Consider the following 26,573-nt stretch of genomic DNA (forward strand, 5'->3'; position numbering starts at 1 on the left):
TGCGGCCTGCAGATACTTGGGCCCGATCCATCCAACACCCCCAATATTCCTGCTAGGAGCAAGGCATGAAACTGAAGCGTTTGATGGCGGCCCTTACCTTCGCCGCCGCTGGCGTTGCAACCGCCAATGCGGTAGCCGCTGTCGACCCAGCAATCCCGACCTACACCAAGACCACCGGTGTTTCGGGCAACCTCTCCAGCGTCGGTTCGGACACCCTCGCCAACCTGATGACCCTGTGGGCCGAGGCCTACAAGAAGGAATATCCGAACGTAAACATTCAGATCCAGGCTGCCGGCTCCTCCACCGCGCCACCCGCGCTGACCGAAGGCACCGCCAACCTGGGCCCGATGAGCCGTAAGATGAAGGACGTCGAACTGCAGGCCTTCGAGCAGAAGTACGGCTACAAGCCGACCGCTATCCCGGTCGCCGTTGACGCCCTGGCTGTATTCGTCCACAAGGACAACCCGATCAAGGGCCTGACCATGGCTCAGGTCGATGCGATCTTCTCGTCCACTCGCCTGTGTGGCGCCAAGGCCGATGTCAAAACCTGGGGCGACCTGGGCGTGACCGGCGACCTGGCCAACAAGCCAGTGCAGCTGTTCGGCCGTAACTCGGTATCGGGCACCTACGGCTACTTCAAGGAAGAAGCCCTGTGCAAAGGCGACTTCAAGCCTAACGTCAACGAACAGCCTGGCTCGGCTTCGGTCGTGCAGTCGATCAGCTCCTCGCTGAACGGCATTGGCTACTCGGGCATCGGCTACAAGACCGCTAGCGTCAAGACCGTAGCCCTGGCCAAGAAAGAAGGCGGCGAGTTCATCGAAGATAACGAAGAAAACGCCCTGAACGGCAAGTACCCGCTGTCCCGCTTCCTGTACGTCTACGTCAACAAGGCCCCGAACAAGCCTCTGGCCCCGCTGGACGCCGAGTTCATCAAGCTGGTGCTGTCGCAAGCTGGCCAGCAGGTCGTGGTGAAGGATGGCTACATCCCGCTGCCGGCCAAAGTGGTCGACAAGACCCTGGCCGACCTGGGCCTGTCCCACGCTGGTAACGTCGCAAAGAAGTAAGTAACTGAGGAAGCGGCCGGTGCCTAAGCCCGGCCGCTTCCACGAATTCTCAGTCCGAAGCCAGAACCCCTGAGCGTCGGGCTTTCTTGCGTCACTGCATTGTCATGTTTTTGTCATACGGGACCGCTAGGGTGTGCGCATGAATGATCTGGCCAACTCCACCATGACCCAAAATTCCCAACCCGTGCGGATTGACTTCAATACGCCCGAGTTGCAACGCAAGCGCCGCATGCGTGCGCTCAAGGACCGCCTGACCCGCTGGTATGTACTGGTGGGCGGGCTTGCCGTATTGGCGGCAATTACCCTGATTTTCTTCTACCTGGCCTACGTGGTGCTGCCGCTGTTCCAGGGCGCTGAGCTGACCAGCAAGAAGGCCCTGGAGCCGACCTGGCTGCAACAGGATGCCGGCAAGCCGCTGATGATTGCGCTTGAAGAGCAAAACCTGGTGGGCATGCGGGTTTCCGACAAGGGGCAGGCACTGTTCTTCGACACCAAGACCGGTGCCGAGCTGCAGCGCGTCGACCTGCCGCTGCCGGCCGGTACCCAGGTGAGCTCCATCAGCACCGATCAGCCGGGTAGCCCGCTGGTTGTGCTGGGTCTGTCCAATGGTCAGGCGTTGGTGTTCCACCACACCTACAAGATCACCTACCCGGACAACAAGAAGACCATCACCCCAGGCATCGACTACCCCTACGGCAAGGACGCGTTCGTGCTTGACGACCAGGGCCGTCCCCTGGAACACGTGAGCGTCAACGTCAACGGCGAAACCCTGCTGCTGGCGGGTTCCACCGGTTCGCACATGCAGGTCACCCAGCTGACCCGCGAAGAGAACATGATGACCGGCGAGGTCACCAGCGAGCAGAACCGCATCGACCTGCCGCAGATGACCGAACCGGTCAAGGCCATCTACGTCGACCCCCGCCAGCAATGGCTGTACGTGGTCAACGGCCGTGCCACCGCCGACGTCTTCAGCCTGCGCGACAAGAGCCTTAACGGCCGCTATAAGCTGCTGGAAGATGGCAATGCCGAAATCACGGCCAGTGGCCAGTTGGTGGGCGGTATCTCGCTGATCTTCGGTGACTCCAAAGGTGGCTTGAACCAGTGGTTCATGGCCCGCGATCCCGATGGCGAGTCGCGCTTCAAGTTGATCCGCAGCTTCCAGATGGGCACTGCGCCGATCGTCCAGATCGATGCCGAAGAGCGCCGCAAGGGCTTCATCGCCCTGGACGCCGAAGGCAAGCTTGGTGTGTTCCACAGCACCGCGCACCGCACCCTGCTGGTCGAGCCGGCTGCAGAAGGCGCTGGCATCCTGGCCCTGTCGCCGCGTGCCAACCGCATCATCATTGAGGAAGGTGGCAAGCTGCTGCCGCTGAGCCTGAAGAACCCGCACCCGGAAGTCTCCTTCAGCGCGCTGTGGGGCAAGGTCTGGTACGAGAACTATGACGAGCCCAAGTACGTCTGGCAGTCGACTGCGTCGAACACCGACTTCGAGCCCAAGCTGAGCCTGTCGCCGCTGACCTTCGGTACCCTGAAGGCTGCGTTCTACGCGATGATCCTGGCCGCCCCGCTGGCCATTGCCGCCGCCATCTACACCGCCTACTTCATGGCCCCTGGCATGCGCCGCAAGGTCAAGCCGGTGATCGAGCTGATGGAAGCGATGCCGACGGTGATCCTCGGCTTCTTCGCCGGCCTGTTCCTCGCGCCGTACCTCGAAGGCCACTTGCCGGGTGTGTTCAGCCTGTTCGTACTGATGCCGTTCGGCATCCTCCTGGCCGGTTTCGTCTGGAGCCGCCTGCCGGAATCGATCCGCCTGCGCGTGCCGGATGGCTGGGAAGCGGCGATCCTGATCCCCGTGATCCTGTTCACCGGCTGGTTCGCCCTGACCATGAGCCCTTACCTGGAGACCTGGTTCTTCGGCGGCGACATGCGCCTGTGGATCACCAACGACCTGGGCATCACCTACGACCAGCGCAACGCCCTGGTAGTCGGTATCGCCATGGGCTTCGCGGTCATCCCGAACATCTACTCGATTGCCGAAGACGCCGTGTTCAGCGTGCCGCGCAGCCTGACCCTGGGCTCCCTGGCCCTGGGTGCAACGCCGTGGCAGACCCTGACCCGCGTGGTCATCCTCACCGCCAGCCCGGGTATCTTCTCGGCGCTGATGATCGGCATGGGCCGTGCGGTGGGCGAGACCATGATCGTGCTCATGGCCACCGGCAACACCCCGGTGATGGAGATGAACCTGTTCGAAGGCATGCGCACCCTGGCCGCCAACGTGGCGGTAGAAATGCCAGAGTCGGAAGTCGGTGGCAGCCACTATCGCGTGCTGTTCCTGGCGGCCCTCGTGCTGCTGATGTTCACCTTCATCATGAACACCTTGGCCGAGCTGATTCGCCAGCGTCTGCGCAAGAAATACTCGTCGCTTTGATAGAAAGGTAGAGATCCGTGAAAAAGGATTCCCTCAAAGGCTGGTTCAAGAGCGGCGCCCCAGGCGTCTGGATCAGCGGTGGCGCGGTTGCCATGGCGGTGATCATGACCATCGGCCTGCTGTCGGTCATCGCCGTGCGAGGCCTGGGCCACTTCTGGCCGGCCGACCTGGTCCAGGCCACCTACAAGGTGCCTGGCCAGGCTGATCACATCGTCGTCGGCGAAGTGGTGCAAAAAGAAGAAGTGCCCCGTGCACGCCTGAAGGGTGCCGGCTTGCCGGTACCTGAGCAGGGCCCGGAGTTCATGACCCGTGAGCTGATCAAGGTCGGTAACCGCGACCTTAACGGCAGCGACTTCACCTGGGTGGTGGGCGACTGGCTGGTCGATGAGCAACGCCCGGTCGACCTGATGGCGTTGGAACGCCGCGAGTGGGGCAACTTCTACGGCTACCTGGTCAGCGTCAAGGAAGAAGGCCGCGTGGTCGCCGAAGGCCCTGCTGCCTGGAACGAACTGCAGGCCCGCCTCAAGCGCGCCAACCAGCTCAATGGCGAATTGCAGCAACTCGAGAAAAAAGACATCGGCGCCATCAACCATGGCCTAGAACGCCTGCGTTTGCATAGCCGCAAGCTGGAGTTGGAGGGCAAGCTCGACGCCGCTGCCCAGGCCGACATGGACGCCGAGCGTGCCGAGCTGAACAGCCGCTACAAGGCCATCGAAGACCGCCTCAGCGGCCTGCACCAGGCCTTCTCCCGTGACAGCCTGGTGGCACGTGATGCCAACGGCCGCGAAGTGGAGATCAACCTGAGCAAGGTGGTGCACGCCATCCAGCCGAACGGCATGTCCGGGCTGACCAAGATGGGCACTTACTTCGCCAAGGTCTGGGAGTTCCTCAGCGACGACCCGCGTGAAGCCAACACCGAGGGCGGCATCTTCCCGGCCATCTTCGGTACCGTGATGATGACCCTGATCATGGCCGTGATCGTGACCCCGTTCGGCGTGCTGGCTGCAGTCTACCTGCGCGAATACGCCAAGCAGGGCCCGGTGACGCGCCTGATCCGCATCGCGGTGAACAACTTGGCGGGTGTACCGGCGATCGTCTACGGCGTGTTCGGCCTGGGCTTCTTCGTCTATGTACTGGGTGGCTCGATCGACCGGCTGTTCTTCCCCGAGTCGCTGCCGGCACCCACCCTGGGTACCCCGGGCCTGCTGTGGGCCTCGCTGACCCTGGCGCTGCTGGCGGTACCGGTGGTGATCGTGGCCACCGAAGAAGGCCTGGCGCGGATTCCACGCACCGTGCGCGAGGGCTCGCTGGCCCTGGGCGCGACCAAGGCCGAGACCCTGTGGAAAATCGTCCTGCCGATGGCCAGCCCGGCCATGATGACTGGCATGATCCTCGCCGTGGCCCGCGCCGCGGGTGAAGTGGCGCCACTGATGCTGGTGGGTGTGGTGAAGCTGGCGCCGTCGTTGCCACTGGATGGCAACTACCCGTACCTGCACCTGGACCAGAAGATCATGCACCTGGGCTTCCACATCTATGACGTCGGCTTCCAGAGCCCTAACGTCGAGGCCGCGCGCCCGCTGGTGTACGCCACCGCGCTGCTGCTGGTGCTGGTGATCGCCACCCTCAACCTCTCGGCGGTGTGGATCCGTAACCACCTGCGCGAGAAGTACAAGGCGCTGGACCACTGATCCTGATTACAAGCGTGCCGCCTGCAAGCCGGGCGGCCCTTTGAAACGAATTGATAGCGTATGGAGTTGACCATGCAGCACGAATCCCATACCCACGGCATCGACATGTCTGCCCTGGGCCGCGACAAGCAGAGCCTGCGCCTGGCCGAAGAAACCGTGGCCATCGAAGTACCGGGCCTGAGCCTGTTCTACGGCGACAAGCAAGCCTTGTTCGACGTCAGCATGAATATCCCCAAGCAGCGCGTGACCGCCTTCATCGGCCCGTCCGGCTGCGGCAAGTCGACCCTCCTGCGTACCTTCAACCGCATGAACGACCTGGTTGACGGTTGCCGCGTGGAGGGCGCCATCAACCTGTATGGCACCAATATCTACCGCAAGGGCGAGGACGTGGCCGAGCTGCGCCGCCGTGTGGGCATGGTGTTCCAGAAGCCGAACCCGTTCCCCAAGACCATCTACGAGAACGTCGTCTACGGCTTGCGCATCCAGGGTATCAACAAGAAGCGCACCCTCGACGAAGCCGTCGAATGGGCACTGAAGGGCGCCGCCCTGTGGGATGAGGTCAAAGACCGCCTGCACGATTCGGCCCTGGGCCTGTCGGGTGGCCAGCAGCAACGTCTGGTCATTGCCCGCACCATTGCCGTGGAGCCAGAAGTATTGCTGCTCGACGAACCGTGCTCGGCACTGGACCCGATCTCGACGCTGAAGGTCGAAGAGCTGATCTACGAATTGAAATCCAAGTACACCATCGTCATCGTGACCCACAACATGCAACAGGCGGCGCGCGTCTCGGACTACACCGCCTTCATGTACATGGGCAAACTGGTCGAATTCGGGGACACCGACACCCTGTTCACCAACCCGGCGAAGAAGCAGACCGAAGATTACATTACCGGTCGCTATGGCTAGTCGGTCTGCCAGCCGCAGGCCTGGGGCCAAGGGATAACACGAACGACTTGAAGCTTGCGGCTTGAGGCTTGCAGCTTTTTCGCGGAGCGAAACGATGATCAACAAAGAAAGCCTTACGCATCACATCTCCCAGCAGTTCAACGCCGAGCTCGAAGAGGTGCGCAGCCACCTCCTGGCCATGGGCGGCCTGGTCGAGAAACAGGTCAACGACGCGGTAACCGCGCTGATCGAGGCCGATTCGGGCCTGGCTCAGCAGGTGCGCGAGGTCGATGAGCAGATCAACCAGATGGAGCGCAACATCGACGAGGAGTGCGTCCGCATCCTCGCCCGCCGCCAGCCAGCGGCGTCCGACCTGCGCCTGATCATCAGCATCTCCAAGTCGGTGATCGACCTGGAACGCATCGGTGACGAGTCGACCAAAATCGCCCGCCGCGCCATCCAGCTGTGCGAAGAAGGCGAGTCGCCACGCGGCTACGTTGAGGTGCGCCACATCGGCGACCAGGTGCGCAACATGGTGCGCGACGCGCTGGACGCCTTTGCCCGCTTCGATGCCGACCTGGCGTTGTCGGTGGCGCAGTACGACAAGACCATCGACCGCGAGTACAAGACCGCACTGCGCGAGCTGGTGACCTACATGATGGAAGACCCGCGTTCGATTTCGCGGGTGCTGAGCGTCATCTGGGCCTTGCGTTCGCTGGAGCGTATTGGCGACCACGCCCGCAACATTTCCGAGCTGGTGATTTACCTGGTGCGCGGCACCGACGTCCGCCACATGGGCCTCAAGCGCATGAAGGCGGAAGTGCAGGGCACCAGCGGCGATGAGGCCGAAAGCGCTAATGTTCCGGGCCAAGCGGACGATAAATAGTATTGCTCCCGAGCCTCAACGCCCGGCTTAGGCCGGGCGTTTTCGTTTGTGGTCGAGCAGCCATCAGGCACCCGCGAACGGTGTGAAGAAGTCCCGCTCCACGCGCAGTTGTGGCAAGTAGCCATCGCTTGCCGGTAGGCTAGTCGGGATTCAAGAGGAGTATCGATGAGTAAAGTCAATGTGCTGGTCGTGGATGACGCCCCGTTCATCCGCGATTTGGTCAGGAAGTGCCTGCGCAATGCCTTTCCGGGCATGGTCATCGACGATGCGGTCAACGGTCGCAAGGCCATGGCCATGTTGGGCAAGGAGCCGTTCGACCTGGTCCTGTGCGACTGGGAAATGCCCGAGATGTCGGGCCTGGAGCTGCTCAGCTGGTGCCGTCAGCAGCCCGCGTTGAAGAGCTTGCAGTTCATCATGGTGACCAGCCGTGGTGACAAGGAGAACGTGATCCAGGCCATTCAGGCCGGTGTGTCCGATTTCGTCGGCAAGCCGTTCACCAACGAGCAGTTGCTGACCAAGGTAAAGAAAGCCCTGAGCAAGATCGGCAAACTCGACAGCCTGATGGCCACTGGGCCTGCGCGGGCGAATTCGGCGTTTGCCAACGATTCGCTGAGCGCGCTGACGGGCGGCAAGCCTGAAGCCGTCAAGGTCGCGGCGCCTGCTGCCGCGCCGGCCAAGCCGTTGATCAACGCACCGGCACCGCCTGCGGCTGCACCCAGTGGCCGTGGCCAAGGCCAGTTGCGCCTGTCTAGCGGCACACAGCCGTGCGTGATCAAGGCGTTGAGCCTGAAAGAGGCGCTGCTGGTGGTGCGCCGCAGCGAAGCGCTGCCGCAGGTGCTTGAGGGCGCGGTACTGGACCTGGAGCAAGGCGAAAACGCCGAAGTCGCGCGCCTGAACGGTTACCTGCATGCCGTCGCGGCGCTGGAGCCCAAGCCAGACAGTGACTGGCTGCAGCTGACCTTCAAGTTCGTCGACCAGGATGCGCAGAAGCTCGACTACCTGTCGCGGCTGATTGCCCGCGGCACGGCGCAGAAGCACTTCACGCCCGGCGCCTGATCCACAGTCAGGCATACGCGGTTCTTGTGGGAGCAGCCTTGTGCTGCGAAGAGGCCGGTGATAACACAGTGATATTGGCTGTTATCACCGGCCTCTTCGCAGCACAAGGCTGCTGCTACAGGGTGTGTGTTCGCCATCCGACCAACTGTCATATCCCCCGCCAAACCGGCTGCTAGGCTTCGACAGATCACAACTGTCAAAAAGCCACTATCATGCCCGCCCGCCTGCTGCTGTTCTGTGCATTGCTCATGGCCTCGGCGTCGAGCCTGGGTGTGACTCTCTACCCGATCACCGATGCCAACGGTGTGGGTGCCTATACCGACCGGCCAGGCCCCGGGGCCAAGCCGATCGAGCTGCATGAATCCATGGTCGAGCGCCAGGAAAGCCAGGTGCGGCTCAACGCGATCGTGTTCCAGGGCGGCGTGAGCTTTTCTGCGCGCAATGAATCGCATGTGCCGGTGCAGGTCGAATTGCACCTGGACAAGCTGATCAACGCTCAAGGCGGCAATGCGCCGCGGATCGTGCGCAGGGTGCTGCCAGGGCGTTCAACCCAGATGCTCAGCGTGCTGCGGGGCCGCCCTGGGACGTTGCTGGGCTATCGCTCGACGCTGCTGCAGGCAATGGGCGACCCGGGGCTGCGGCCTCAGGGTTATCGGTACGCCTTCCCCTGGCTGGGCGGGCCGTTTCGGGTGACGCAGGGGCCCAACGGCCGCTTCAGCCATTTCGGCCCCAAGGGGCGCTATGCCATGGATATCGCCATGCCTGAGGGTACGACCATCATTGCGGCCCGGGAAGGGGTGGTGGTGAATGTCGAGAACAGCCAGACCGGGCGTGGCAGCAACCCTTCGGGCAATTTTGTCAGGGTCTTGCACGCCGACGGCACCATGGGCGTGTACCTGCACCTGATGCGTGGTTCGGTGGTGGTGGCTGAGGGGCAGCGGGTGAAGCAGGGGCAGGTACTGGCCAAGTCCGGCAACACCGGCAACAGCACCGGCCCGCACCTGCATTTTGTGGTGCAGCGCAACGTGGGGTTGGCGCTGGAGTCGATACCCTATCAGTTCGACAGGCCGATCAGTGGGCTGCCCGACTTTACGGCGGGCAACCCCTGAACGAGGGACCGTAAGGTCAATCCAGCTTCAGCACCTTGGCCAGCACGATCTTCGGCCCTTTCATCTTCTTGATGATGATGCGCAGGCCTTCAACCTCAAGCACTTCTTCCTCTTCAGGGACGCGCTTGAGCGTTTCATACACCAGCCCAGCCAGGGTCTCCGCCTCGATGTGGTCCAGGTCGATGCCCAGCAGGCGCTCGACCTTGAACAGCGGCGTGTCACCGCGCACCAGCAGCTTGCCCGGCTGGTAGGCGAGGATGCCGCGCTCGGTCTTGCGGTGTTCATCCTGGATATCGCCGACCAGTACTTCCAGCACGTCTTCCATGGTCAGGTAGCCGATTACCTTGCCATCGGCTTCCTCGACCAGCACGAAATGCGCGCCGCCCTTGCGGAACTGCTCCAGCAACTGCGACAGCGGCATATGCCGGGAAACCCGCTCCAGCGGGCGAGCCAGGTCTTCGAGGTCGATGGTTTCGGGCAGGTGGTCGAGTTCGGCCAACTCCAGCAACAGGTCCTTGATGTGCAGCAACCCGGTGAACTCTTCGCGCTCGGCGTCGTAGACCGGGTAACGGCTGAACTTGTGGCGGCGCAGCAGGGCCAGGATCTGCTTGAGTGGCGCGTGCGCGTCGATGCTGACCATGTCCTCGCGGGAGTTGGCCCAGTCGACCACTTCCAGCTCGCCCATTTCCACTGCCGAGGCCAGCACGCGCATGCCCTGGTCGCTCGGGTCTTGGCCACGGCTGGAGTGCAGGATCAGCTTGAGCTCTTCGCGGCTGTAGTGATGCTCGTGGTGCGGGCCAGGCTCACCTTGGCCAGCAATGCGCAGGATGGTGTTGGCGCTGGCATTGAGCAGGTAGATGGCCGGGTACATCGCCCAGTAGAACAGGTACAGCGGCACCGCGGTCCACAGCGACAGCAGCTCGGGCTTGCGGATCGCCCAGGACTTGGGCGCCAGTTCACCGACCACAATGTGCAGGTAAGAGATGACGAAGAACGCGACGAAGAACGAAATGCCCTTGATCAGCTCTGGCGTATCCACGCCCATGTAGGCCAGCAGCGGCTCCAGCAGGTGGGCGAACGCCGGCTCGCCGACCCAGCCCAGGCCCAGGGAGGCGAGGGTGATGCCCAGCTGGCAGGCGGACAGGTAGGCGTCGAGCTGGTTGTGCACCTTGCGCAGGATGCTGCCACGCCAGCCGTGCAGTTCGGCGATGGAATCGACGCGGGTTGAGCGCAGCTTGACCATGGCGAACTCGGCGGCAACGAAAAAGCCGTTGAGCAGCACCAGGAGCAAGGCAAAGATGATCATGCCGAAATCGGCGAATAACGAGGTGAGGCTGATACCAGGGGAAGGGTCCATGATGGAGTTTTTACGGGGTCCGTCTTTGAGGAATGGAGAAAAAAAGTGCCAGCACAGGCTGGCACAGGGGGTCCAATGTAGCGGTTGAAGCCGCAAAAGCAAAGGGTGATGGTCTTGATGGGGTTGCGGTGCAGCCTTCTCAACCCTTGCCGTTGGCCAATTGTGCCGGCGCAAAGTGACAGGTAAAGGTGCTGCCATGCCCCGGCACGCTGCTGATCTCCAGGCGCCCGCGATGGCGCAGCAGCACATGCTTGACGATCGCCAGGCCCAACCCCGTGCCCCCGGTATTGGACGCCCGGCTGGAGTCGACGCGGTAGAAGCGCTCGGTCAGCCGTGGCAAATGCTTGGCATCGATGCCGATACCCGAATCCTGCACGCTGAGGTGCGCACCCTGGGCATCGGCCCACCAGCGGATGCGAATGCTGCCCTCGTCCGGGGTGTACTTGACCGCGTTGAACACCAGGTTGGAGAACGCACTGCGCAGCTCTGCCTCGCTGCCCTTGAGGCTGACGCCGGGCGCGGCTTCCAGGCTGATGCGCTGGTTACGTGGGCCGGACAGCGCCTGGGCATCGCCCTTGATCGACTGCAGCAGGGCATCGACGGGGACGGGCAGGTTGTCGGAGGGGTAGTCGGTGGCCTCCAGCTTGGCCAGCAACAGCAAGTCATTGAGCAGGGTCTGCATGCGTGAACCTTGCTGGCTCATCTGCTGCAGGGCTCGGGTCCAGCGCGGGTTTACGTCCTCGACGTTGTCGAGCAAGGTTTCCAGGTAGCCGGTAATCACCGTCAGCGGCGTACGCAACTCATGGGAAACGTTGGCGACGAAGTCCTTGCGCATCTGTTCGAGCTGATGGATGCGGGTGACATCGCGCACCAGCATCAGGTGCTCGTTATTGCCGTAGCGGGTGATGTGCAGCTGCACACGCATCCGGTCATTGATCGGCGAAGGGATTTCCAGCGGTTCGACGTAGTTCTCCGCTTCGAAGTATTCCTTGAAGCGAGGGTGGCGCACCAGGTTGGTCACCTGTTGGCCGCCGTCCTGCGGGGTCTTGAAGCCCAGCAGGGTTTCGGCGGCGCGGTTCCACCATTCCAGGTTGCCGTCGCTGTCGAGCATGATCACCGCATCGCGCAGCGCGGCAGTGGACTCCTGCACCCGGTCGATCACCGCCTGCAGGCGGCCGCGTACGCGTTGGTCGCGACGTTGCAGGTGGTAGATGCTGTCGAACACTTCGCCCCACAGGCCGTAGCCGTCTGGCGGAGCCTCGTCGGGTTGATGGTTGCGCAGCCAGTCATGCAGGCGCAGCAGCTGCTTGAGGGTCCAACCCAGGTACAGGGCCAGGCCGATGGCCAGGCTCCAGCCGTAATAACCGCTGACCAGCCCGCCGAGCAGGCAGACAGAGATCAGCAGCAGCAGGTGGCGAATCAGGGTCGCGTGCCAGTTCTGGTTCAATTGACGGTCCTTGTACAACGTCGTGCAGCCAGGCGTGCAGGCGTATCAGCTCTTGGTCGAGAAACGGTAGCCAGTGCCGCGGACGGTTTGTACCAGATTTTCGTAGGCTTCACCCAGCGCCTTGCGCAAGCGGCGGATGTGCACGTCGACGGTACGCTCCTCGACATAGACGTTGCCGCCCCAGACCTGGTCCAGCAACTGGCCACGGGTGTAGGCGCGCTCCTGGTGGGTCATGAAGAACTGCAGCAGGCGGTATTCGGTGGGGCCCATCTCGGCCGGTTTGCCGTCGATGGTCACGCGGTGGCTGATCGGGTCAAGCAGCAGGCCACCGACTTCGATCGGCGCCTCGCTGTCGCTCGGGCCGGTGCGACGCAGCACGGCTTTCAGGCGGGCGACCAGCTCGCGGGGTGAGAAGGGTTTGGTGATGTAGTCATCGGCGCCCACTTCCAGGCCTTGGATCTTGTTGTCCTCTTCACCTTTGGCGGTGAGCATGATGATCGGGATGTCCCCGGTCAGCTCGTCACGCTTCAGGCGGCGGGCCAGTTCGATGCCCGAGGTGCCCGGCAGCATCCAGTCGAGCAGGATCAGGTCAGGCTTGCGGTCGACGATGATCGCGTGGGCCTGTTGCGAGTTCTCCGCTTCCAGGCAGTCGTAGCCGGCCATTTCCAATGCAACGGCGATCATCTCGCGAATAGGCGCTTCGTCGTCGACGATCAGAATGTTCCTGCCAACCATGCTCAAAACCTCTCCTGGAAAATCGTGTCTGGCCCGCATTAGATAACGGAATTATTGCAGCTGTGTGACAGAGCATTGGCTGTTCTGGCGACATTCCATGACTGGACTAGGCTTGAAAGGGCCGCTGCGGCGGCTATCAGAACTCATTTCCCCGGAAACAATGGTGAATCCAATGACACGACATACGCTGAGCTGGATGGCCCTTCTTGCTGCGCTGGCACTCCCGGGGGTGGCCTCAGCCCACCATGCGATGGAGAAGGATGGCATGTGGGTCGATCATGCCGGCATGACGCTGTACACCTTTGACAAGGACGCTGGGGGCAAGTCGATGTGCAATGGTGATTGCGCAACGAATTGGCCGCCGTTGAAGGTGATGGATGGGGAAAAGGCCGATGGCAAGTGGACAAAGATCAAGCGTGACGATGGCACGATGCAATGGGCCTATGACGGCAAGCCGCTGTACACCTTCGTCAAGGACAAGAAGGCTGGCGATACCACCGGTGACGGCATGAAAGACGTCTGGCACGTGGCCAAGCCGTGACATAGCCGGGGCCGCTGTGCGGCCCATCGCGACACAAGGCCGCTCCCACATTGATCGGCGTATGCAGGACTCTGTGTGGGCTTGCCAGCGATGCGGCCGGAACAAGCACCACAAGACAGTTGCTCCCACATTGATCGGCGTATGGAGGACCCTGTGGGAGCGGCCTTGTGCCGCGATGGGCTGCAAAGCAGCCCCAGAAGAGTCAGCGCAGTGCGTAATCCAGCACGACCCCAATGAACACCAGCAATCCCGCCCAGTGATTGTGCAGAAACGCCTTGAAGCACGACTCGCGGTCCAGCTTGCGCGTCGACCAGAACTCCCAGGCAAAGCACAACGCCGCCCCCAGCAGCCCCAGGTGGAACCAGCCGCCCAGCTCGAAGCGGCTCCCGGCCAACAGCAGGCAAGCCAACGACAGCAACTGCAAGGTCAGGATGATCACCCGATCGGCTTCGCCAAACAGGATGGCCGTCGATTTGACGCCGATCTTCAGGTCATCGTCGCGGTCGACCATGGCGTAGTAGGTGTCGTAGCCCACGGTCCACAGCAGGTTGGCGATGTACAGCAGCCAGGCACTGGCCGGCAGCTCGCCCCCGGCAGCGGTGAACGCCATGGGGATACCCCAGGAATACGCGGCGCCCAGCACCACCTGCGGGTAATAGGTGTAGCGCTTCATGAACGGGTAGCAGAACGCCAAGGCCACGGCGCCGAACGACAGCCAGACGGTCCGGCTGTTGGTACACAGCACCAGCAGGAAGCTCACCCCGACCAGGATCGCGAACAGTGCCAGCGCCTCGCGGGGCTTGACCCGGCCGCTGGCCAAGGGGCGGTCGGCGGTGCGTTTGACGTGGCCATCGACCTTGCGGTCGGCAAAGTCATTGATGCAGCAGCCAGCAGCGCGCATCAGTACCACGCCAAGGCCGAAGATCAGCACGTTGGCCAGGGTCGGCGAACCTTGCCCTGCAATCCATACAGCCGACAGGGTCGGCCACAGCAGCAGGTAGATGCCGATGGGGCGGTCCATGCGGCTGAGCTGGACAAAGTCCCAGGCGCGCGGGTGCACGCGGTTGAGCGACTTGAGCAGTTGCAGGTACATCAGCGGTTTTCCTCCTTGGCCGCTTGCCACAGGGCTGGCAGGAACACCTCGGCTACCAGCAGGTCCAGGCCGTCCCGTTCAAAGCGTGAGCGTCGGCCCCAAAGCGCATCATGGCGGGCCTCGGTCGGTAACCAGGCCTGTGGATAACTGCACACTTGCAGTGTGTGACGAATGAACGCCTGGTCACAGAACAGCAACTCGCCCAGCGAGCGGCTGCCCAGGGTCTCGAGGTCCAGGCCACCGCGCTCCAGGGCACTGCGGCTGGCCACGCTGCGGGCGAACACCCAGGGCTGGCCGTGGCCACGCAGGTACACCTCGCGCACCCAGCCTTGCGCCCCCGGGGAGATGCCCAGGGCCAGGCATTCGTCATCACGCAGTGGCTGCCAGCCTTCCAGCAGCGGGGTGACGGAAAAATGATCGTGGGACAGGCGGGTCAGGCGGCGGGTCAGCGAGCCCTCGTCGAACAGCCAGTCCAGGGTCGGCTGGTCGATCTCGGTCGCCAGCTGTGAATACGGCAGCCACGCGACAGCGGCTGCTTGCGGGGATTCGTACGACACGTCGGTATGCTTGTTACAGCCAGAGAGGCGGCGAGCTTAGCATGATTGCCCCGACTGCTTGCATACTGCTGGCAGGGCCAGTAAAAAGCCCCCAAAGATTGCGCGGCGGCCCCCTGGCGGGCCATCAGCAGCGACACAAGCCCGAGCCTGAAACGAGGAATCCGTACCGATGAAAAAATGGCAATGTATTGTCTGTGGCCTGATCTACGACGAAGCCGAAGGCTGGCCCGACGACGGCATCGCCCCCGGCACCCGCTGGGAAGACGTGCCTGCAGACTGGCTGTGCCCCGACTGCGGCGTCGGCAAGAGCGACTTCGAAATGATCGCCATCGGCTGATCATCCCCTGTTCCCACCCTGAGGTAAGCACGACATGACGTCCCCCGTAGTCATCATCGGTACTGGCCTGGCCGGCTACAACCTGGCCCGTGAATTTCGCAAGCTCGATGGCGAGACGCCGCTGCTGTTGATTACCGCCGACGATGGTCGTTCCTACTCCAAGCCCATGCTCTCCACGGGTTTTGCCAAGCTCAAGGATGCCGATGGGTTGTGCATGGCCGAGCCAGGCGCGATGGCCGAGCAGCTCAAGGCCGAAATCCGCACCCACACCCGTATCAGCGGCATCGACCCCGGCCACAAGCGCCTGTGGATCGGCGAAGAGGCCGTGGCCTATCGCGACCTGGTGCTGGCCTGGGGCGCCCAGACCGTGCAGGTGCCGATCGATGGCGACGCTGGCGGGCAGGTCTTCCCGATCAACGACCTGGAGGACTACGCACGCTTTCGCGCCGCCGCTGCCGGCAAGCAGCGCGTGCTGATTCTGGGCGCCGGCCTGATTGGCTGCGAATTCGCCAATGACATGAGCCTGGGCGGGTTCCAGGTCGAGGTGGTGGCCCCGTGCGAGCAGGTGATGCCGACCCTGTTGCACCCAGCCGCCGCCGCTGCCGTGCAGGCCGGGCTAGAGGGCCTTGGCGTGCGCTTCCACCTGGGCCCGGTGCTGACGCGCCTGCAGCAGGTTGCGCAGGGCCTTGAGGCGCACCTGTCCGACGGCAGCGTGATTGCCTGCGACCTGGTGGTTTCAGCCATCGGCTTGCGCCCCCGTACTGATCTTGCCGCCGCTGCTGGCCTGCAGACTAATCGCGGCGTGGTGGTGGACCGGCAGTTGCGCACGTCCCACGCCAATATCTTCGGCCTGGGCGACTGCGCCGAGGTGGACGGCATCAACCTGCTCTATGTGATGCCGCTGATGAGCTGTGCCCGCGCCTTGGCGCAAACCCTGGCCGGCAACCCCACGGCCGTCAGTTACGGGGCGATGCCGATCACCGTGAAGACCCCGGCGTGCCCGCTGGTGGTCTCGCCGCCCCCGCAAGGGCACGACGGCAACTGGCAGGTGGAGGGGCAGGGCAGCGACCTCAAGGTGCTCTGCCACGATGCCGACGGCAAGCTGCTGGGCTATGCCCTGACCGGTGCGGCCGTGATGGAAAAGCTGGCGCTGAATCGTCAGTTACCCCCGGTAATGGCGTAAATAGCGGGCGTTCTGTCGGATTTATCCTGTTGTTGCTCACACAATGGCCGCCCAGATACTGGCGCGGCCTCGGTGGGCGTGCCATTCTCACTCCCGTCTGCCGCAGATTAGAGCCTGCGGTGCCTTGAGCGCTGCTCCCAGAGGCAGCACGGCATAACAACAAAAAATCCCGTCAAAGAGGCTTCACTATGCGCAAACCAGAACTCGCCGCTGTCATCGCCGAAAAGGCCGATCTGACCAAGGAAAAGGCCAACGTGGTGCTGAATGCGATCCTCGACAGCATTACCGGTGCGCTGGACAAGGACACCGTGACCCTGGTCGGTTTCGGCACCTTTGAAAAACGTCACCGTGGTGCGCGTACCGGCAAGAACCCCCAGACCGGCGAGCCGGTGAAGATCAAGGCCAGCAACACCGTAGCCTTCAAGCCAGGCAAGAACCTGCGTGACAGCGTCAACGTACCGGCCAAGCCAGCCAAGAAAGGCAAGTGATCGAATCCTGACATCCCCAGTGTCGGTTCAGCGGGCGCCCCAGGGCGCCCGTTGTGCTTTCTGTAGGGATATGTTGCGAACTTGCATAAATAGTTCTGGAAGAGGATAAACTGCGCGACTCAGTCATTTTTTATTCGAGGCGCGTTGATGAAGTTCCGCTTTCTTCTCTGGGCCATGGGGCTGTTGATGGCCAGGGCCAGCCGTAACAACCCGGCGTTCAAGCAGCAGCTCAAGGACAAGGATCTGGTATTCCAGATGCAGACCCTGGACGGCAAAATCGCCCGGCACTTCATCGTCAGCGACGAGCGCATCAGCAGCAAAGGTGGCGTGCACCCACAGCCGGCGTTCGCCATTGCGTTCAAAGATGCCGCTTACGGGTTTGCCACGCTGCAGGCAAGCAACAAGCAGTTGGCCTTTATGCAGGGGATTCAGGACAAGCACATCCAGATCAAGGGCAATCCGGCGTTGGTGATGTGGTTCCAGGGCTTGATGAAGTACCTCAAGCCGAAGAAAAAGCGCTGAGCCTGGCCCTGTAGGAGCAGCCTAGTGCTGCGAAGAGGCCGGTGACTGCAGCGAAGATTCACTGTGTTTTCACCGGCCTTTTCGCAGCGCAAGGCTGCTCCTACAACGGGTGCGCAGGACGCCCCAAGCTATTAGTGCGGGGCGTGAAACTGCGATGCCAGTTCCCGCAGCAGGGTTTCGGCTTCCAGCACCTTGTTCACCACATCCTCGGCCTTCTCCCGAGTCACCCCCAACCGCTCCAGCAGTTCATCGGGTACCTCTTCCTGAGGCCCCGAGCCAATACCGCGCGAACGCAGCAGGCGAGTCGCAAGGCACACCAGGTTGGGGAACGCTGCATAGTCGCCTTCATAAGACGGGTCATGCTGGAAGCGCAGCGCCGTCGAGAGCTCTTCTGGCATGTCCCATAGCTTCATCAACCACGCGCCGATCTGTTCGCGGTTGATGCCCAGCAGGTGCTGTTCCACATAGGTGTGGCACAGGTGCGGGTTGACCTCCAGGTGCCGGCAGATCAGTGAGAAGTGCGGCGGGAACACGTGCGCCAGCAGCAGATAGCCAAAGTTGTGCAGCAGCCCCGCCAGGTAGGTCAGGCCGGCTTCCGGGCGCTCTGCCCGCGGCATGGCGCGGGTCAGGCCTTCGATGATGGCTGCGGTGTAAATCGACTGCTGCCAATACGGTGTGGCCTGCTGCGGGTGGTCCTTGGGCAGGCTCAGGGTCTTGCCCAGGGCCAACCCAAGGGCCAGGTTGATGACCAGGTCGAAGCCCAGCACGCGCACGATGGCGTCTTCCACTGAACGGATCTTGCCTGGTGAGGCGTAGTAGGGCGATGCCGCCCAGCTGACCACCTGCGCAGCCAGCGCAGGGTCGGTCTCGACCACGCCGGTGATGTCATCGATGCTGGCGTTGGGGTCTACCCGCAGCTTGATGATTTTCTGCGCCGTGTCGGCCAACGGCGGGATTTCGATGGTTTCTTCCAGGCGCTTCTGGATACGTCGCGCGGTAAAGGCCTGGACCGCTTGGGTGATTTCGTGGGAGTCGTCATCAGGCCGGTCGAGGTTCGGGCTGATGGCCTTCACCTCCTGGCCAAAGCTGCTGGCGCTGGCCTTGGCGAGCATGCGCTTGAAGTTCGCGCGGTCGATTTCCAGCAACAGGCCAGCTTCGCCGGACTGAATCAGCACTGTCTCGCAGTCGAGCAGGCTTTTTTCGTACTGGCACGGCGAGCTGGTCAACGCCGGAATGCCCGGCAGGCGCTTGAGGTGGTGCTTGTCGAGCATCTGCTTGAGCCGGGGGACCGATACGGCGGTCAGCTTGCGGCCGGTCAGCTCGGTCAGGCGATTGAGGTCAAGCAGCTGGCTCTGCGGGAACAACACCATCAAGGCGCCGACTTCGTCGTCGAGGAGCACCGCCTGCACCCGCGAGGCGGCAGGCAATTGCGCATGCTCGAGCACTTCGCGGTAGGTGACGCCAACCTTATCGAGCAGCAGCCGGATAACAGAGGGCGCGTGTGGGGTTGCGGTGTCCAGGGCAACTTCAGTCATGGTCCGTATCCACTAATTCTTTTAAACGCGAAGTATAACCAGTCCCGCCGCAAATCTGGATCCATTGTGGGACTGGCGTCACACTTGGCCGTATTGCTGGCCGTGCCGCAGCCAGCGGTCAAGCAACGGGCTGACATGGTCCGGCCAGCGCGCGATCAGCGCTTGGGCGGCATCACGTACGGCCGGCAGCAGGTCGGCATCACGCATCAGGTCAGCGACCTTGAACTGTAGCAGGCCGGTCTGGCGTGTTCCCAGCATCTCGCCGGGGCCGCGCAGTTCCAGGTCTTTTTCCGCGATGATGAAACCATCGTTGGTTTCACGCATGATCCCCAGGCGTTCGCGGCCGATCTGCGACAGTGGCGGGTGATACAGCAACACGCAGTGGCTCACTGCGCTGCCCCGGCCAACCCGGCCACGCAGCTGGTGCAGTTGGGCCAGGCCCAGGCGTTCGGGGTTCTCGATGATCATCAGGCTGGCATTGGGCACGTCCACCCCCACCTCGATGACCGTGGTCGCCACCAGCAGTTGCAGCTCACCGGCCTTGAACTGGGCCATGATCTCGGCCTTTTCCGCAGGCTTCATGCGCCCGTGGATAAGGCCGACGCGTAGCTCGCCCAAGGCGCTGCCAAGCTCTTCATAGGTGCTCTCGGCCGCCTGGCAGGTCAGCTCTTCGGATTCTTCGATCAGGGTGCACACCCAATAGGCCTGACGCCCCTCGGCACAGGCGGCGCGTACCCGCTCGACCACCTCGAAGCGGCGGCTGTCGGCCACCAGCACGGTGTTCACCGGCGTACGCCCGGGTGGCAGTTCGTCGAGGACCGAGGTGTCGAGGTCGGCGTAGGCGCTCATTGCCAAGGTCCGTGGGATCGGCGTCGCAGTCATGATCAGCTGGTGCGGGCACAGCTCGCCGGCCACGCCTTTTTTGCGCAGGGCCAGGCGTTGCTGCACACCGAACCGGTGCTGTTCATCGATGATCGCCAGGGCCAGGTGCTTGAACTTGACCTCTTCCTGGAACAGCGCATGGGTGCCCACCACCATCGGTGCACCGTTGGCGATTTGCTCCAGCGAGCTGGCCCGGGCCTTGCCCTTAAGCTTGCCGGCCAGCCATGCCACCTCGATGCCCAGCGGTTCGAGCCAGCGCTTGAAGGTAATGAAGTGCTGTTCGGCGAGGATCTCGGTGGGGGCCATCAACGCCACCTGGTAACCGGCCTCCAGCGCTTGCAGTGCCGCCAGTGCGGCGACCACCGTTTTACCGGCCCCGACATCGCCCTGTACCAGGCGCATCATGGGCTCGGCCTGGGCCAGGTCGTAGGCAATTTCGTTGGCCACCCGTTGCTGGGCGCCGGTCGGCTTGAAGCCCAGGTTGGCCAGGTATTGCGCCGGCAACCGGCTGGCCTTGGGCAGTACGGGGGCACGCAGGCTGCGCAGGCTCTCGCGCAGGCGTTGCTGCGACAGCTGGTGGGTCAGCAGCTCTTCGAACGCCAGGCGGTGTTGAGCCCAATGCTGGCCTTCGGCAAGCTCGTCGAGGTCGGCATCGGCCGGCGGGTTGTGCAGGTAGCGGATGGCATCGTCCAACGGCGCCAACTGGTAGTCCCGGGCCAGCTCATCGGGCAGCCAGTCGGGCAGGCTGCGCGGGCCGAGCATGCCCAGGCTCTGCTGGCAGAGCAGGCGCAGGCGTTGCTGGGTGAGGCCTTCGGTGGACGGGTAGATCGGCGTCAGGGTCTGTTCCACCGGGGGCGGAGGCTCGTCGCCGTTGAGCGCCCGGTACTCCGGGTGGTAGATCTCCAGGCCAGAGGCGCCGGGGCGGGCTTCGCCATAGCAGCGCAGGTGCGTGCCGCGTTTCAGGCCTTCTTTTTGCGCATTGCTGAAGTGATAGAAGCGCAGGCTCAATACGCCGCTACCGTCACCCAGGCGCACCACGAGGCTGCGGCGCTTGCCCATGGTGACGTCCGCACCGCTTACTACACCTTCGATCACGGCATCCTGCCCCGGGCGCAGCTCGCCAATGGGCACCACACGGGTGCGGTCCTGGTAGCGCAGGGGCAGGTGGAACAGTATGTCCTGCAGGTTCTCCAGGCCAACCTTGGCGAGTTTTTCCGCCATGGCATCGCCCACCCCTTTGAGCACCGTGACCGGGACCTTCGACAGCTCACTCATGACTCAGGCCGGCTGTTCCACAGGAGGTTTGGCGACCGAGCAGAGGCGGATCGAGTCAGCGAGGATCTCGATGGCCTTGGGCCGCGGGAAGCTGGCACGCCAGGCGATGGCCACGGTGCGGAACGGTGCTGGCGCAGTCAGCGGGCGCACTTCGATGATGCCTGGCGCGTAATGGTGGCTGTGCACTGCCGACAGCGGCAGGATCGAGACGCCAAGGCCCGAGGCAACCATGTGCCGAATGGTTTCCAGGGAGCTGGATTCCACCGTGGTGTGCCGGGAGCCTTCGCCGCCTTTGTTCAATGTCGGGCAGGCTTCCAGGACCTGGTCGCGGAAGCAGTGGCCTTCACCGAGCAGCAGCAGGCTCTTGTCGTTGAGCATGGCGGTGTCGATGGTCTTTTTGGCCGTCCATGGGTGGTCGGCAGGCATCAAGGCGCAGAATGGCTCATCGTACAGCGGCAGGGTCAGCACGTCGGCTTCGTTGAACGGCAGGGCGATGATCACTGCGTCGAGTTCGCCGTTGCGCAGTTTTTCGCGCAGTACGTGGGTGAAGTTCTCTTCGATGTACAGCGGCATCTGCGGTGCCACACGGTGTAGCTGCGGGATCAGGTGCGGGAACAGATAAGGGCCGACGGTATAGATGGCACCGACCTTGAGCGGGGCAGTCAGCTGGTTCTTGCCGGCCTGGGCCAGCTCGCGGATGCCTTGGGCCTGTTCCAGTACCTTCTGCGCCTGGGCGACGATGCTTTCACCGACCGGGGTCAGGCGCACCGCGCTCTTGCTGCGTTCGAAAATCAGCACGCCAAGCTCGTCCTCGAGCTTCTTCACACCGACCGACAGGGTCGGTTGGCTCACGTGGCAACGTTCGGCCGCGTGGCCAAAATGTTGTTCCTGGGCGAGTGTGACGATGTAGCGTAATTCTGTGAGGGTCATAACGTGCGTCCATGAAGTTGCGAGCCCAGCATAGCGGCTGCAATCGATAGACGCACGTTATCAGACTTGCCGATTTGTGACAGGAACAAAAGTCTCAGCGGCGGTCCAGCGAGTAGACGAACGGCGCCACGACTTCGATCGTGCCGTTGTTCAACAACTCAGGTGGCGGCTTAGGTACCGTGCCGGCACGACGGATCATTTCCAGGGTCGCCCGGTCCAGCGCCGCGCTGCCCGAACCCCCGGCCATGGCGTACGACACCACCTTGCCTTCGGCATCGACAACGAAACGCAGGCGGTTGATGCCCTGCAGGCCGCGACGACGCGCGTCTTCCGGGTAACGCTTGTACTTGGCCAAGTGGCGCAGCAGGTCACTCTGCCAGGTAGGCAGGGCGTTGCTGTTGGACGCAATGCTCGGTGCCGGTGCCGCGGACTTCTGCGGTGGCGTGTTGCTTGGCGGTGCGTCTACCACGCTTTCGGTCGGCGGCGCTTCCTTCGGCGGCTCAGGCTTTTTCTCGGGCTTGGGCGGCTGGGGCTTGGCCTTCGGCTTGGGCGGCTTGGCGATGGCGATCTTGGGTTTAGGGGCTTCCACCAGCTTGGGCAACGGCAGTTCTTCAACCGGTGCCGGCGGCTGTGGGACGGCTTTTGGAGGGGGTGGTGGCGCAGGCTCCGGCAAAGGTGCCAGCTCGACCATCATGGCTGCCGGCGGCAGCTCGATCGCCTGAGGCACCGACCAATTGAGCGTGAGCAGCACAGCGACGGCATGGACACCCAGCACAAGTGCCAGGCTGCCGCTGTAACGCGCCAGATTGTGCCGCGTCTTCGTCATTTCTTGGCTGCCGTCTCGAGACCTACCAGACCGACTTTCAAATAGCCGGCCGCGCGCATGTTGTTCATCACTTCCATCAGGTCACCGTAATCCACGCCCTTGTCGGCCTGGAAGAAGATGGTGGTTTCCTTGTCGCCCTTGGTCTTGGCATCGAGCATCGGGCCAAGCTGGTCGGGGGCAGGGACCTGATCGTCGCCGACATACAGCTTCTGGTCGGCCTTGACGCTGACGAACACCGGTTTCTCGGGCCTCGGCGCTGGTTTGGCGGTCGAGGCCGGCAGGTCGACTTTGATGTCGACCGTGGCCAGGGGCGCCGCCACCATGAAGATGATCAGCAGTACCAGCATCACGTCGATAAACGGCGTAACGTTGATTTCGTGGTTTTCGGCGAGGTCGTCGCCACCTTCGTTGAGATGCAGGCCCATGGCTTACCCCACTTTCACCATGTGCGGGGCGGCGCGCTCGCTGCCTTGGTGGTCCAGGTCACGGCTGACCAGCAGCAGCACCTGGGCAGAAGCGTCAGACACCTGAGCCTTGTAGCCGGCAATGGAGCGGGCGAAGACGTTGTAGATGACCACTGCCGGGATTGCCGCAACCAGGCCCAAGGCGGTTGCCAGCAGGGCTTCGGCGATGCCTGGGGCAACCACTGCCAGGTTGGTGGTTTGGGTCTTGGCGATGCCGATGAAGCTGTTCATGATGCCCCACACGGTGCCGAACAGGCCGACGAAAGGTGCGGTCGAACCAATGGTGGCGAGCACGCCGGTGCCGCTGCTCATGTTGCGGCCGCTGGCGGCTACCAGGCGCTCGAGGCGGAAGGCGACGCGCTCCTTGATGCCCTCTTTTTCACGTGCATTGGTCGACAGGCGCATCTCTTCGAGCGCATCGTGGACCAAGGTGTGAGCCAGGGTGCCTTCCTTGTTCGAGACGTCGCTGGCTTCTTTGAGGCTGGCGGATTTCTTCAGCTGGGCGATCTCGCCGCGCAGACGACGCTTGGCGCCCATCAGCTCGAAGCCTTTGGCAATCCAGATGGTCCACGTGATGATCGAGGCAATGGCCAGGCCGATCATGACGATCTTCACCACGATGTCGGCGTTCTTGTACATGCCCCATGGGGACAGGTCGTGCGCCATGCCCAGGGACGTATCTTCGACCAGTGCTTCGACGCTTGGGTCTACAGCGGCTGGCGCATCGGCCGGGGCGTTGGCGACAGGTGCCGAGCCGTCTGCGGCTGGGGCAGCGGCGGTGTTAGCCGGGGCGGCAGCGGCAGCCGGGGTGCTGGCGTTGGCAGTTGGCTCATCGGCCATGGCTACTGGGGCCAGTACCAGGCTGAACATCAGCGCGGCGATGGCACGCCAGGCGCGCGACGGGGTTGGCGAAGCGGAGGGTTGAGTACGTGTCATGCTGGCCGGACCTGATGAAGAAAAAGAGTGAACGTTCTCCAAGGCCTCGAGATAGGCCGAGAACAGATAGGGGCGCCATTATTGCAAGTAATTCTTGTTAACAAAAGTAATCTTGTTGCTTTTTTCACCTAAGGTCTAGCCACTCATCGTGTAGCGTGGCGGGTTTGATCAACTGGTCTAGGGAGTTTTGAGATGTCAGACCTTTCAGTAATGGTCGTAGGTTGTGGTGATGTGGGCGGCCGTCTGGCCCAGCAATTGCTGGCCCGTGGCTGGCAGGTGAGTGGCCTGCGTCGCGCGGTCGAGCACCTGCCCGCAGGTGTTGTGCCGGTGGCCGCCGACCTGGCCGAACCCACCATCCCGCCAGCGTGGCCACAGCGAGCGCCGGACTACCTGGTGTACTGCGTGGCGGCCAGCCAGCACGACGAGGCGGGGTATCAGTCGGCCTATGTCGACGGGTTGCGCCATGTGCTGGCCTGGCTTGCCGAACGTGGTCAGCACCCGCGTCGCTTGCTGTTTGTGTCCAGCAGCAGCGTGTTTGCGCAAAAAGACGGCGAGTGGGTCGACGAGACGGCTGCCACTGAGCCTGAAGGGTATTCTGGCCGGATCATGCTCGACGCCGAGCGCTTGGCGCTGGCCAGTGGTATCCCGGCAAGCGTGGTGCGCTTGACCGGCATCTACGGGCCGGGCCGTGAATGGCTACTGAGCCAGGTGCGTCAGGGCTACCGTGTGGCTGAAGAGCCGCCGCTGTATGGCAACCGTATTCATGCCGAAGACGCCGCAAGCTTGCTGGCTTACCTGCTGCAGGCCGATGCCGACGGCGTGGCGCTGGATGACTGCTATATAGGTGTCGATGACGACCCGGCGCCGCTGGCCGATGTGGTGGGCTGGTTGCGTGGGTACCTGGGCGTTACCGAGTGGTCGGATGAGCAGCGGGTGCGCCGTACGGGCAGCAAGCGCTGCAGCAATGCCCGTGTGCGGGCGTTGGGCTGGGTGCCAGAGTACCCCAGTTACAAAGAAGGGTATGCGGCGATTCTGCAGGGTAAGGGGTGAGTCTACCGGCCTCTTCGCGGGTAAACCCGCTCCCACAGGGTGAGCGCTGATTCTGTTGTCAGCGGGGTAGCTGTGGGAGCGGGGTTACCCGCGAAAGCGCCGGCGTGACGGGTAGAGATCCTGGCAGGCCTCAGTCCTTCTCCAACACCCATTGCCGAGCACCGGCCGCCAAGACCGGCATTTCATCCGGCTTCGCGCGGTTAACGGCCTGGAAAATCTCCAGCGTGTCGCCATCACGCTTGATGATAAACGGCGCGCCGCGTTGTTTGCGCTCTAGCCACAGGCTGTCGTTGCTACCGCCCATGGTCGCGCAATCGCCGGCCAGGCACAGGGCAAAACGGTCCGGGCCAGGCAGGCCACTGACGTTGCCGGTGTCGCTGAAGCGAACGGCGGTGCCTTTGCCCTGGCCGTCGATGATTTTCCATTCACCGCCCAGGTAGGCCTGGTACAGCGCCTTCTCGAAGCTGCCACCCAGCGGTGCATTGCCGGGTTGCTTGACGCGCACGAAGGTTTGTTCGGTACCGGACTGCGCAGTGGTTTTCAGCTCGTCGCCATCCAGCGCCAGCTGCTCGGTCTGGCCGTCCTGGAAGCTGGCCAGCCATTGCTTCTCGTTGGCGCTCAACTGGCCGTCGGCCGCCTCGAAGCCATTGCTGAAGCTGGCCTGTTGGTGAGCCACGTCGAGTTTCCACTCGAACACAGGGCCGTGTTCGTTCAGTGCCTGACGCAGGCTGCCACTTTTGACGGCGGCTTTGATGGCGTCCTGGTTGATCCAGGTGCCGTTGAAGTCTTCGGGTTTATGGCTGGCGCAACCGCTCAGAAGCAGGGCTGCCAGCGCGAGGGGCAGTGCTTGACGCATGGTGGGTAACCTTGGGGAGAGAAGGTGACGGGCAGGGCGCCCGTCACCAGGAGCATCACTCGATGACCAGGATCGCGTCCATCTCGACCTGGGAGCCTTTTGGCAGCGCGGCAACGCCAATGGCGGCGCGGGCTGGGTAAGGCTGTTCGAAGTAACGGCCCATCACTTCGTTGACCTTGGCGAAGTGGCTCAGGTCGGTGAGGAAGATGTTCAGCTTGACGATGTCCTTGAACGAGCCACCCGCGGCTTCAGCCACAGCCTTGAGGTTTTCGAAGACCTGCACGGTCTGGGCCTCGAAGCCTTCGACCAGTTCCATGGTCTTGGGGTCCAGTGGGATCTGGCCCGACATGTACACGGTGTTGCCGGCCTTGATTGCCTGAGAGTAGGTACCGATGGCGGCAGGGGCCTTGTCGCTGTTGATGACGGACTTGCTCATGATGACT

General features: G+C 62.9%; 26 protein-coding genes. 13 read left to right on the top strand and 13 right to left on the bottom strand.

The window, feature by feature from the left end:
• The first annotated feature begins 65 nt into the window (after positions 1–65).
• The 7 genes from MFF34_RS02630 (at position 66) to MFF34_RS02660 (ending at position 9,116) form a co-directional block, all read left to right on the top strand.
• Positions 66–1,064 (top strand): phosphate ABC transporter substrate-binding protein PstS, encoded by a 999-nt coding sequence (locus MFF34_RS02630; protein WP_027592125.1) that lies wholly within the window; start codon positions 66–68, stop codon positions 1,062–1,064.
• Positions 1,065–1,203: 139 nt separating this feature from the next.
• On the top strand, positions 1,204–3,492 hold the full coding sequence (locus MFF34_RS02635; RefSeq protein ID WP_238210100.1) for an ABC transporter permease subunit: 2,289 nt from the start codon (positions 1,204–1,206) through the stop codon (positions 3,490–3,492).
• Positions 3,493–3,509: 17 nt separating this feature from the next.
• Positions 3,510–5,180 carry a phosphate ABC transporter permease PstA gene (pstA, locus tag MFF34_RS02640; protein ID WP_027592127.1) on the top strand — a complete coding sequence of 557 codons (1,671 nt, stop codon included), beginning with the start codon at positions 3,510–3,512 and terminating at the stop codon, positions 5,178–5,180.
• A 72-nt stretch (positions 5,181–5,252) separates the two neighbouring features.
• On the top strand, positions 5,253–6,086 hold the full coding sequence (gene pstB / locus MFF34_RS02645; RefSeq protein ID WP_027592128.1) for a phosphate ABC transporter ATP-binding protein PstB: 834 nt from the start codon (positions 5,253–5,255) through the stop codon (positions 6,084–6,086).
• A 94-nt stretch (positions 6,087–6,180) separates the two neighbouring features.
• Positions 6,181–6,951 (top strand): phosphate signaling complex protein PhoU, encoded by a 771-nt coding sequence (phoU, locus tag MFF34_RS02650; RefSeq protein ID WP_027592129.1) that lies wholly within the window; start codon positions 6,181–6,183, stop codon positions 6,949–6,951.
• Between the two features lie 165 nt (positions 6,952–7,116).
• Entirely contained in the window at positions 7,117–8,007 is an 891-nt protein-coding gene (locus tag MFF34_RS02655; protein ID WP_238210101.1) for a response regulator, read from the top strand.
• 212 nt (positions 8,008–8,219) lie between these two features.
• Positions 8,220–9,116 (top strand): peptidoglycan DD-metalloendopeptidase family protein, encoded by an 897-nt coding sequence (locus tag MFF34_RS02660; RefSeq protein WP_238210103.1) that lies wholly within the window; start codon positions 8,220–8,222, stop codon positions 9,114–9,116.
• A 16-nt stretch (positions 9,117–9,132) separates the two neighbouring features.
• Here the strand turns inward: MFF34_RS02660 and MFF34_RS02665 are convergent, their stop codons facing one another.
• The 3 genes from MFF34_RS02665 to phoB all read right to left on the bottom strand — a co-directional run bounded on the left by MFF34_RS02665 (position 9,133) and on the right by phoB (position 12,655).
• Complete coding sequence (locus MFF34_RS02665) at positions 9,133–10,473, bottom strand: hemolysin family protein (RefSeq protein WP_027592132.1); 1,341 nt, start codon at positions 10,471–10,473, stop codon at positions 9,133–9,135.
• 139 nt (positions 10,474–10,612) lie between these two features.
• Entirely contained in the window at positions 10,613–11,920 is a 1,308-nt protein-coding gene (phoR, locus tag MFF34_RS02670) for a phosphate regulon sensor histidine kinase PhoR (RefSeq protein ID WP_027592133.1), read from the bottom strand.
• A 45-nt stretch (positions 11,921–11,965) separates the two neighbouring features.
• On the bottom strand, positions 11,966–12,655 hold the full coding sequence (phoB, locus tag MFF34_RS02675) for a phosphate regulon transcriptional regulator PhoB (RefSeq protein WP_003253341.1): 690 nt from the start codon (positions 12,653–12,655) through the stop codon (positions 11,966–11,968).
• 172 nt (positions 12,656–12,827) lie between these two features.
• Between phoB and MFF34_RS02680 the strand changes: the two genes are divergently transcribed.
• Positions 12,828–13,196 (top strand): hypothetical protein, encoded by a 369-nt coding sequence (locus tag MFF34_RS02680; RefSeq protein WP_238210105.1) that lies wholly within the window; start codon positions 12,828–12,830, stop codon positions 13,194–13,196.
• Between the two features lie 202 nt (positions 13,197–13,398).
• Here the strand turns inward: MFF34_RS02680 and ubiA are convergent, their stop codons facing one another.
• Both ubiA and MFF34_RS02690 read right to left on the bottom strand, forming a co-directional pair.
• Positions 13,399–14,289, bottom strand: coding sequence for a 4-hydroxybenzoate octaprenyltransferase (gene ubiA / locus MFF34_RS02685; RefSeq protein WP_027592135.1), 891 nt, complete (start codon positions 14,287–14,289; stop codon positions 13,399–13,401).
• Entirely contained in the window at positions 14,289–14,846 is a 558-nt protein-coding gene (locus MFF34_RS02690) for a chorismate lyase (protein ID WP_238210107.1), read from the bottom strand. Before MFF34_RS02690 ends, ubiA begins: the two co-directional genes overlap by 1 nt.
• Positions 14,847–15,015: 169 nt before the next feature.
• Between MFF34_RS02690 and MFF34_RS02695 the strand changes: the two genes are divergently transcribed.
• The 4 genes from MFF34_RS02695 (at position 15,016) to MFF34_RS02710 (ending at position 17,376) form a co-directional block, all read left to right on the top strand.
• A complete protein-coding gene (locus tag MFF34_RS02695; RefSeq protein ID WP_027592137.1) occupies positions 15,016–15,183 on the top strand; it encodes a rubredoxin in 168 nt (55 codons plus the stop codon).
• A gap of 34 nt (positions 15,184–15,217) precedes the next feature.
• On the top strand, positions 15,218–16,366 hold the full coding sequence (locus MFF34_RS02700; RefSeq protein WP_238210116.1) for an NAD(P)/FAD-dependent oxidoreductase: 1,149 nt from the start codon (positions 15,218–15,220) through the stop codon (positions 16,364–16,366).
• Between the two features lie 188 nt (positions 16,367–16,554).
• Positions 16,555–16,854 carry an HU family DNA-binding protein gene (locus MFF34_RS02705; RefSeq protein WP_027592139.1) on the top strand — a complete coding sequence of 100 codons (300 nt, stop codon included), beginning with the start codon at positions 16,555–16,557 and terminating at the stop codon, positions 16,852–16,854.
• Between the two features lie 147 nt (positions 16,855–17,001).
• A complete protein-coding gene (locus MFF34_RS02710; protein ID WP_027592140.1) occupies positions 17,002–17,376 on the top strand; it encodes a helicase in 375 nt (124 codons plus the stop codon).
• Between the two features lie 131 nt (positions 17,377–17,507).
• Here MFF34_RS02710 and MFF34_RS02715 read toward each other — a convergent pair whose 3' ends face one another.
• The 6 genes from MFF34_RS02715 to exbB all read right to left on the bottom strand — a co-directional run bounded on the left by MFF34_RS02715 (position 17,508) and on the right by exbB (position 24,224).
• Positions 17,508–18,911 (bottom strand): aminoacyl-tRNA deacylase and HDOD domain-containing protein, encoded by a 1,404-nt coding sequence (locus MFF34_RS02715; protein WP_238210118.1) that lies wholly within the window; start codon positions 18,909–18,911, stop codon positions 17,508–17,510.
• Positions 18,912–18,989: 78 nt separating this feature from the next.
• On the bottom strand, positions 18,990–21,068 hold the full coding sequence (gene recG, locus MFF34_RS02720; RefSeq protein WP_027592142.1) for an ATP-dependent DNA helicase RecG: 2,079 nt from the start codon (positions 21,066–21,068) through the stop codon (positions 18,990–18,992).
• A gap of 3 nt (positions 21,069–21,071) precedes the next feature.
• Positions 21,072–21,998: a hydrogen peroxide-inducible genes activator gene (locus MFF34_RS02725; RefSeq protein WP_027592143.1), complete on the bottom strand. Its 927-nt coding sequence runs from the start codon at positions 21,996–21,998 to the stop codon at positions 21,072–21,074.
• Positions 21,999–22,092: 94 nt separating this feature from the next.
• Positions 22,093–22,824 (bottom strand): energy transducer TonB, encoded by a 732-nt coding sequence (locus MFF34_RS02730; RefSeq protein WP_027592144.1) that lies wholly within the window; start codon positions 22,822–22,824, stop codon positions 22,093–22,095.
• A complete protein-coding gene (gene exbD / locus MFF34_RS02735) occupies positions 22,821–23,249 on the bottom strand; it encodes a TonB system transport protein ExbD (protein WP_013974803.1) in 429 nt (142 codons plus the stop codon). The genes MFF34_RS02730 and exbD overlap by 4 nt, the downstream gene beginning before the upstream one ends.
• A gap of 3 nt (positions 23,250–23,252) precedes the next feature.
• A complete protein-coding gene (exbB, locus tag MFF34_RS02740; RefSeq protein WP_238210120.1) occupies positions 23,253–24,224 on the bottom strand; it encodes a tonB-system energizer ExbB in 972 nt (323 codons plus the stop codon).
• 192 nt (positions 24,225–24,416) lie between these two features.
• Between exbB and MFF34_RS02745 the strand changes: the two genes are divergently transcribed.
• Complete coding sequence (locus tag MFF34_RS02745) at positions 24,417–25,274, top strand: SDR family oxidoreductase (protein ID WP_099455724.1); 858 nt, start codon at positions 24,417–24,419, stop codon at positions 25,272–25,274.
• 130 nt (positions 25,275–25,404) lie between these two features.
• On the opposite strand, the gene MFF34_RS02750 is transcribed toward MFF34_RS02745, so the two are convergent.
• The gene (locus MFF34_RS02750; protein WP_099430803.1) at positions 25,405–26,130 is read right to left on the bottom strand and encodes a hypothetical protein; all 726 of its coding nucleotides are present in this window, start codon (positions 26,128–26,130) and stop codon (positions 25,405–25,407) included.
• A 55-nt stretch (positions 26,131–26,185) separates the two neighbouring features.
• Entirely contained in the window at positions 26,186–26,566 is a 381-nt protein-coding gene (locus MFF34_RS02755) for a RidA family protein (protein ID WP_027592149.1), read from the bottom strand.
• Between the last annotated feature and the right edge of the window lie 7 nt (positions 26,567–26,573).

The sequence above is a fragment of the Pseudomonas sp. PAGU 2196 genome, assembly GCF_022179005.1.
GTDB classification, from domain to species: Bacteria; Pseudomonadota; Gammaproteobacteria; order Pseudomonadales; family Pseudomonadaceae; genus Aquipseudomonas; species Aquipseudomonas kermanshahensis.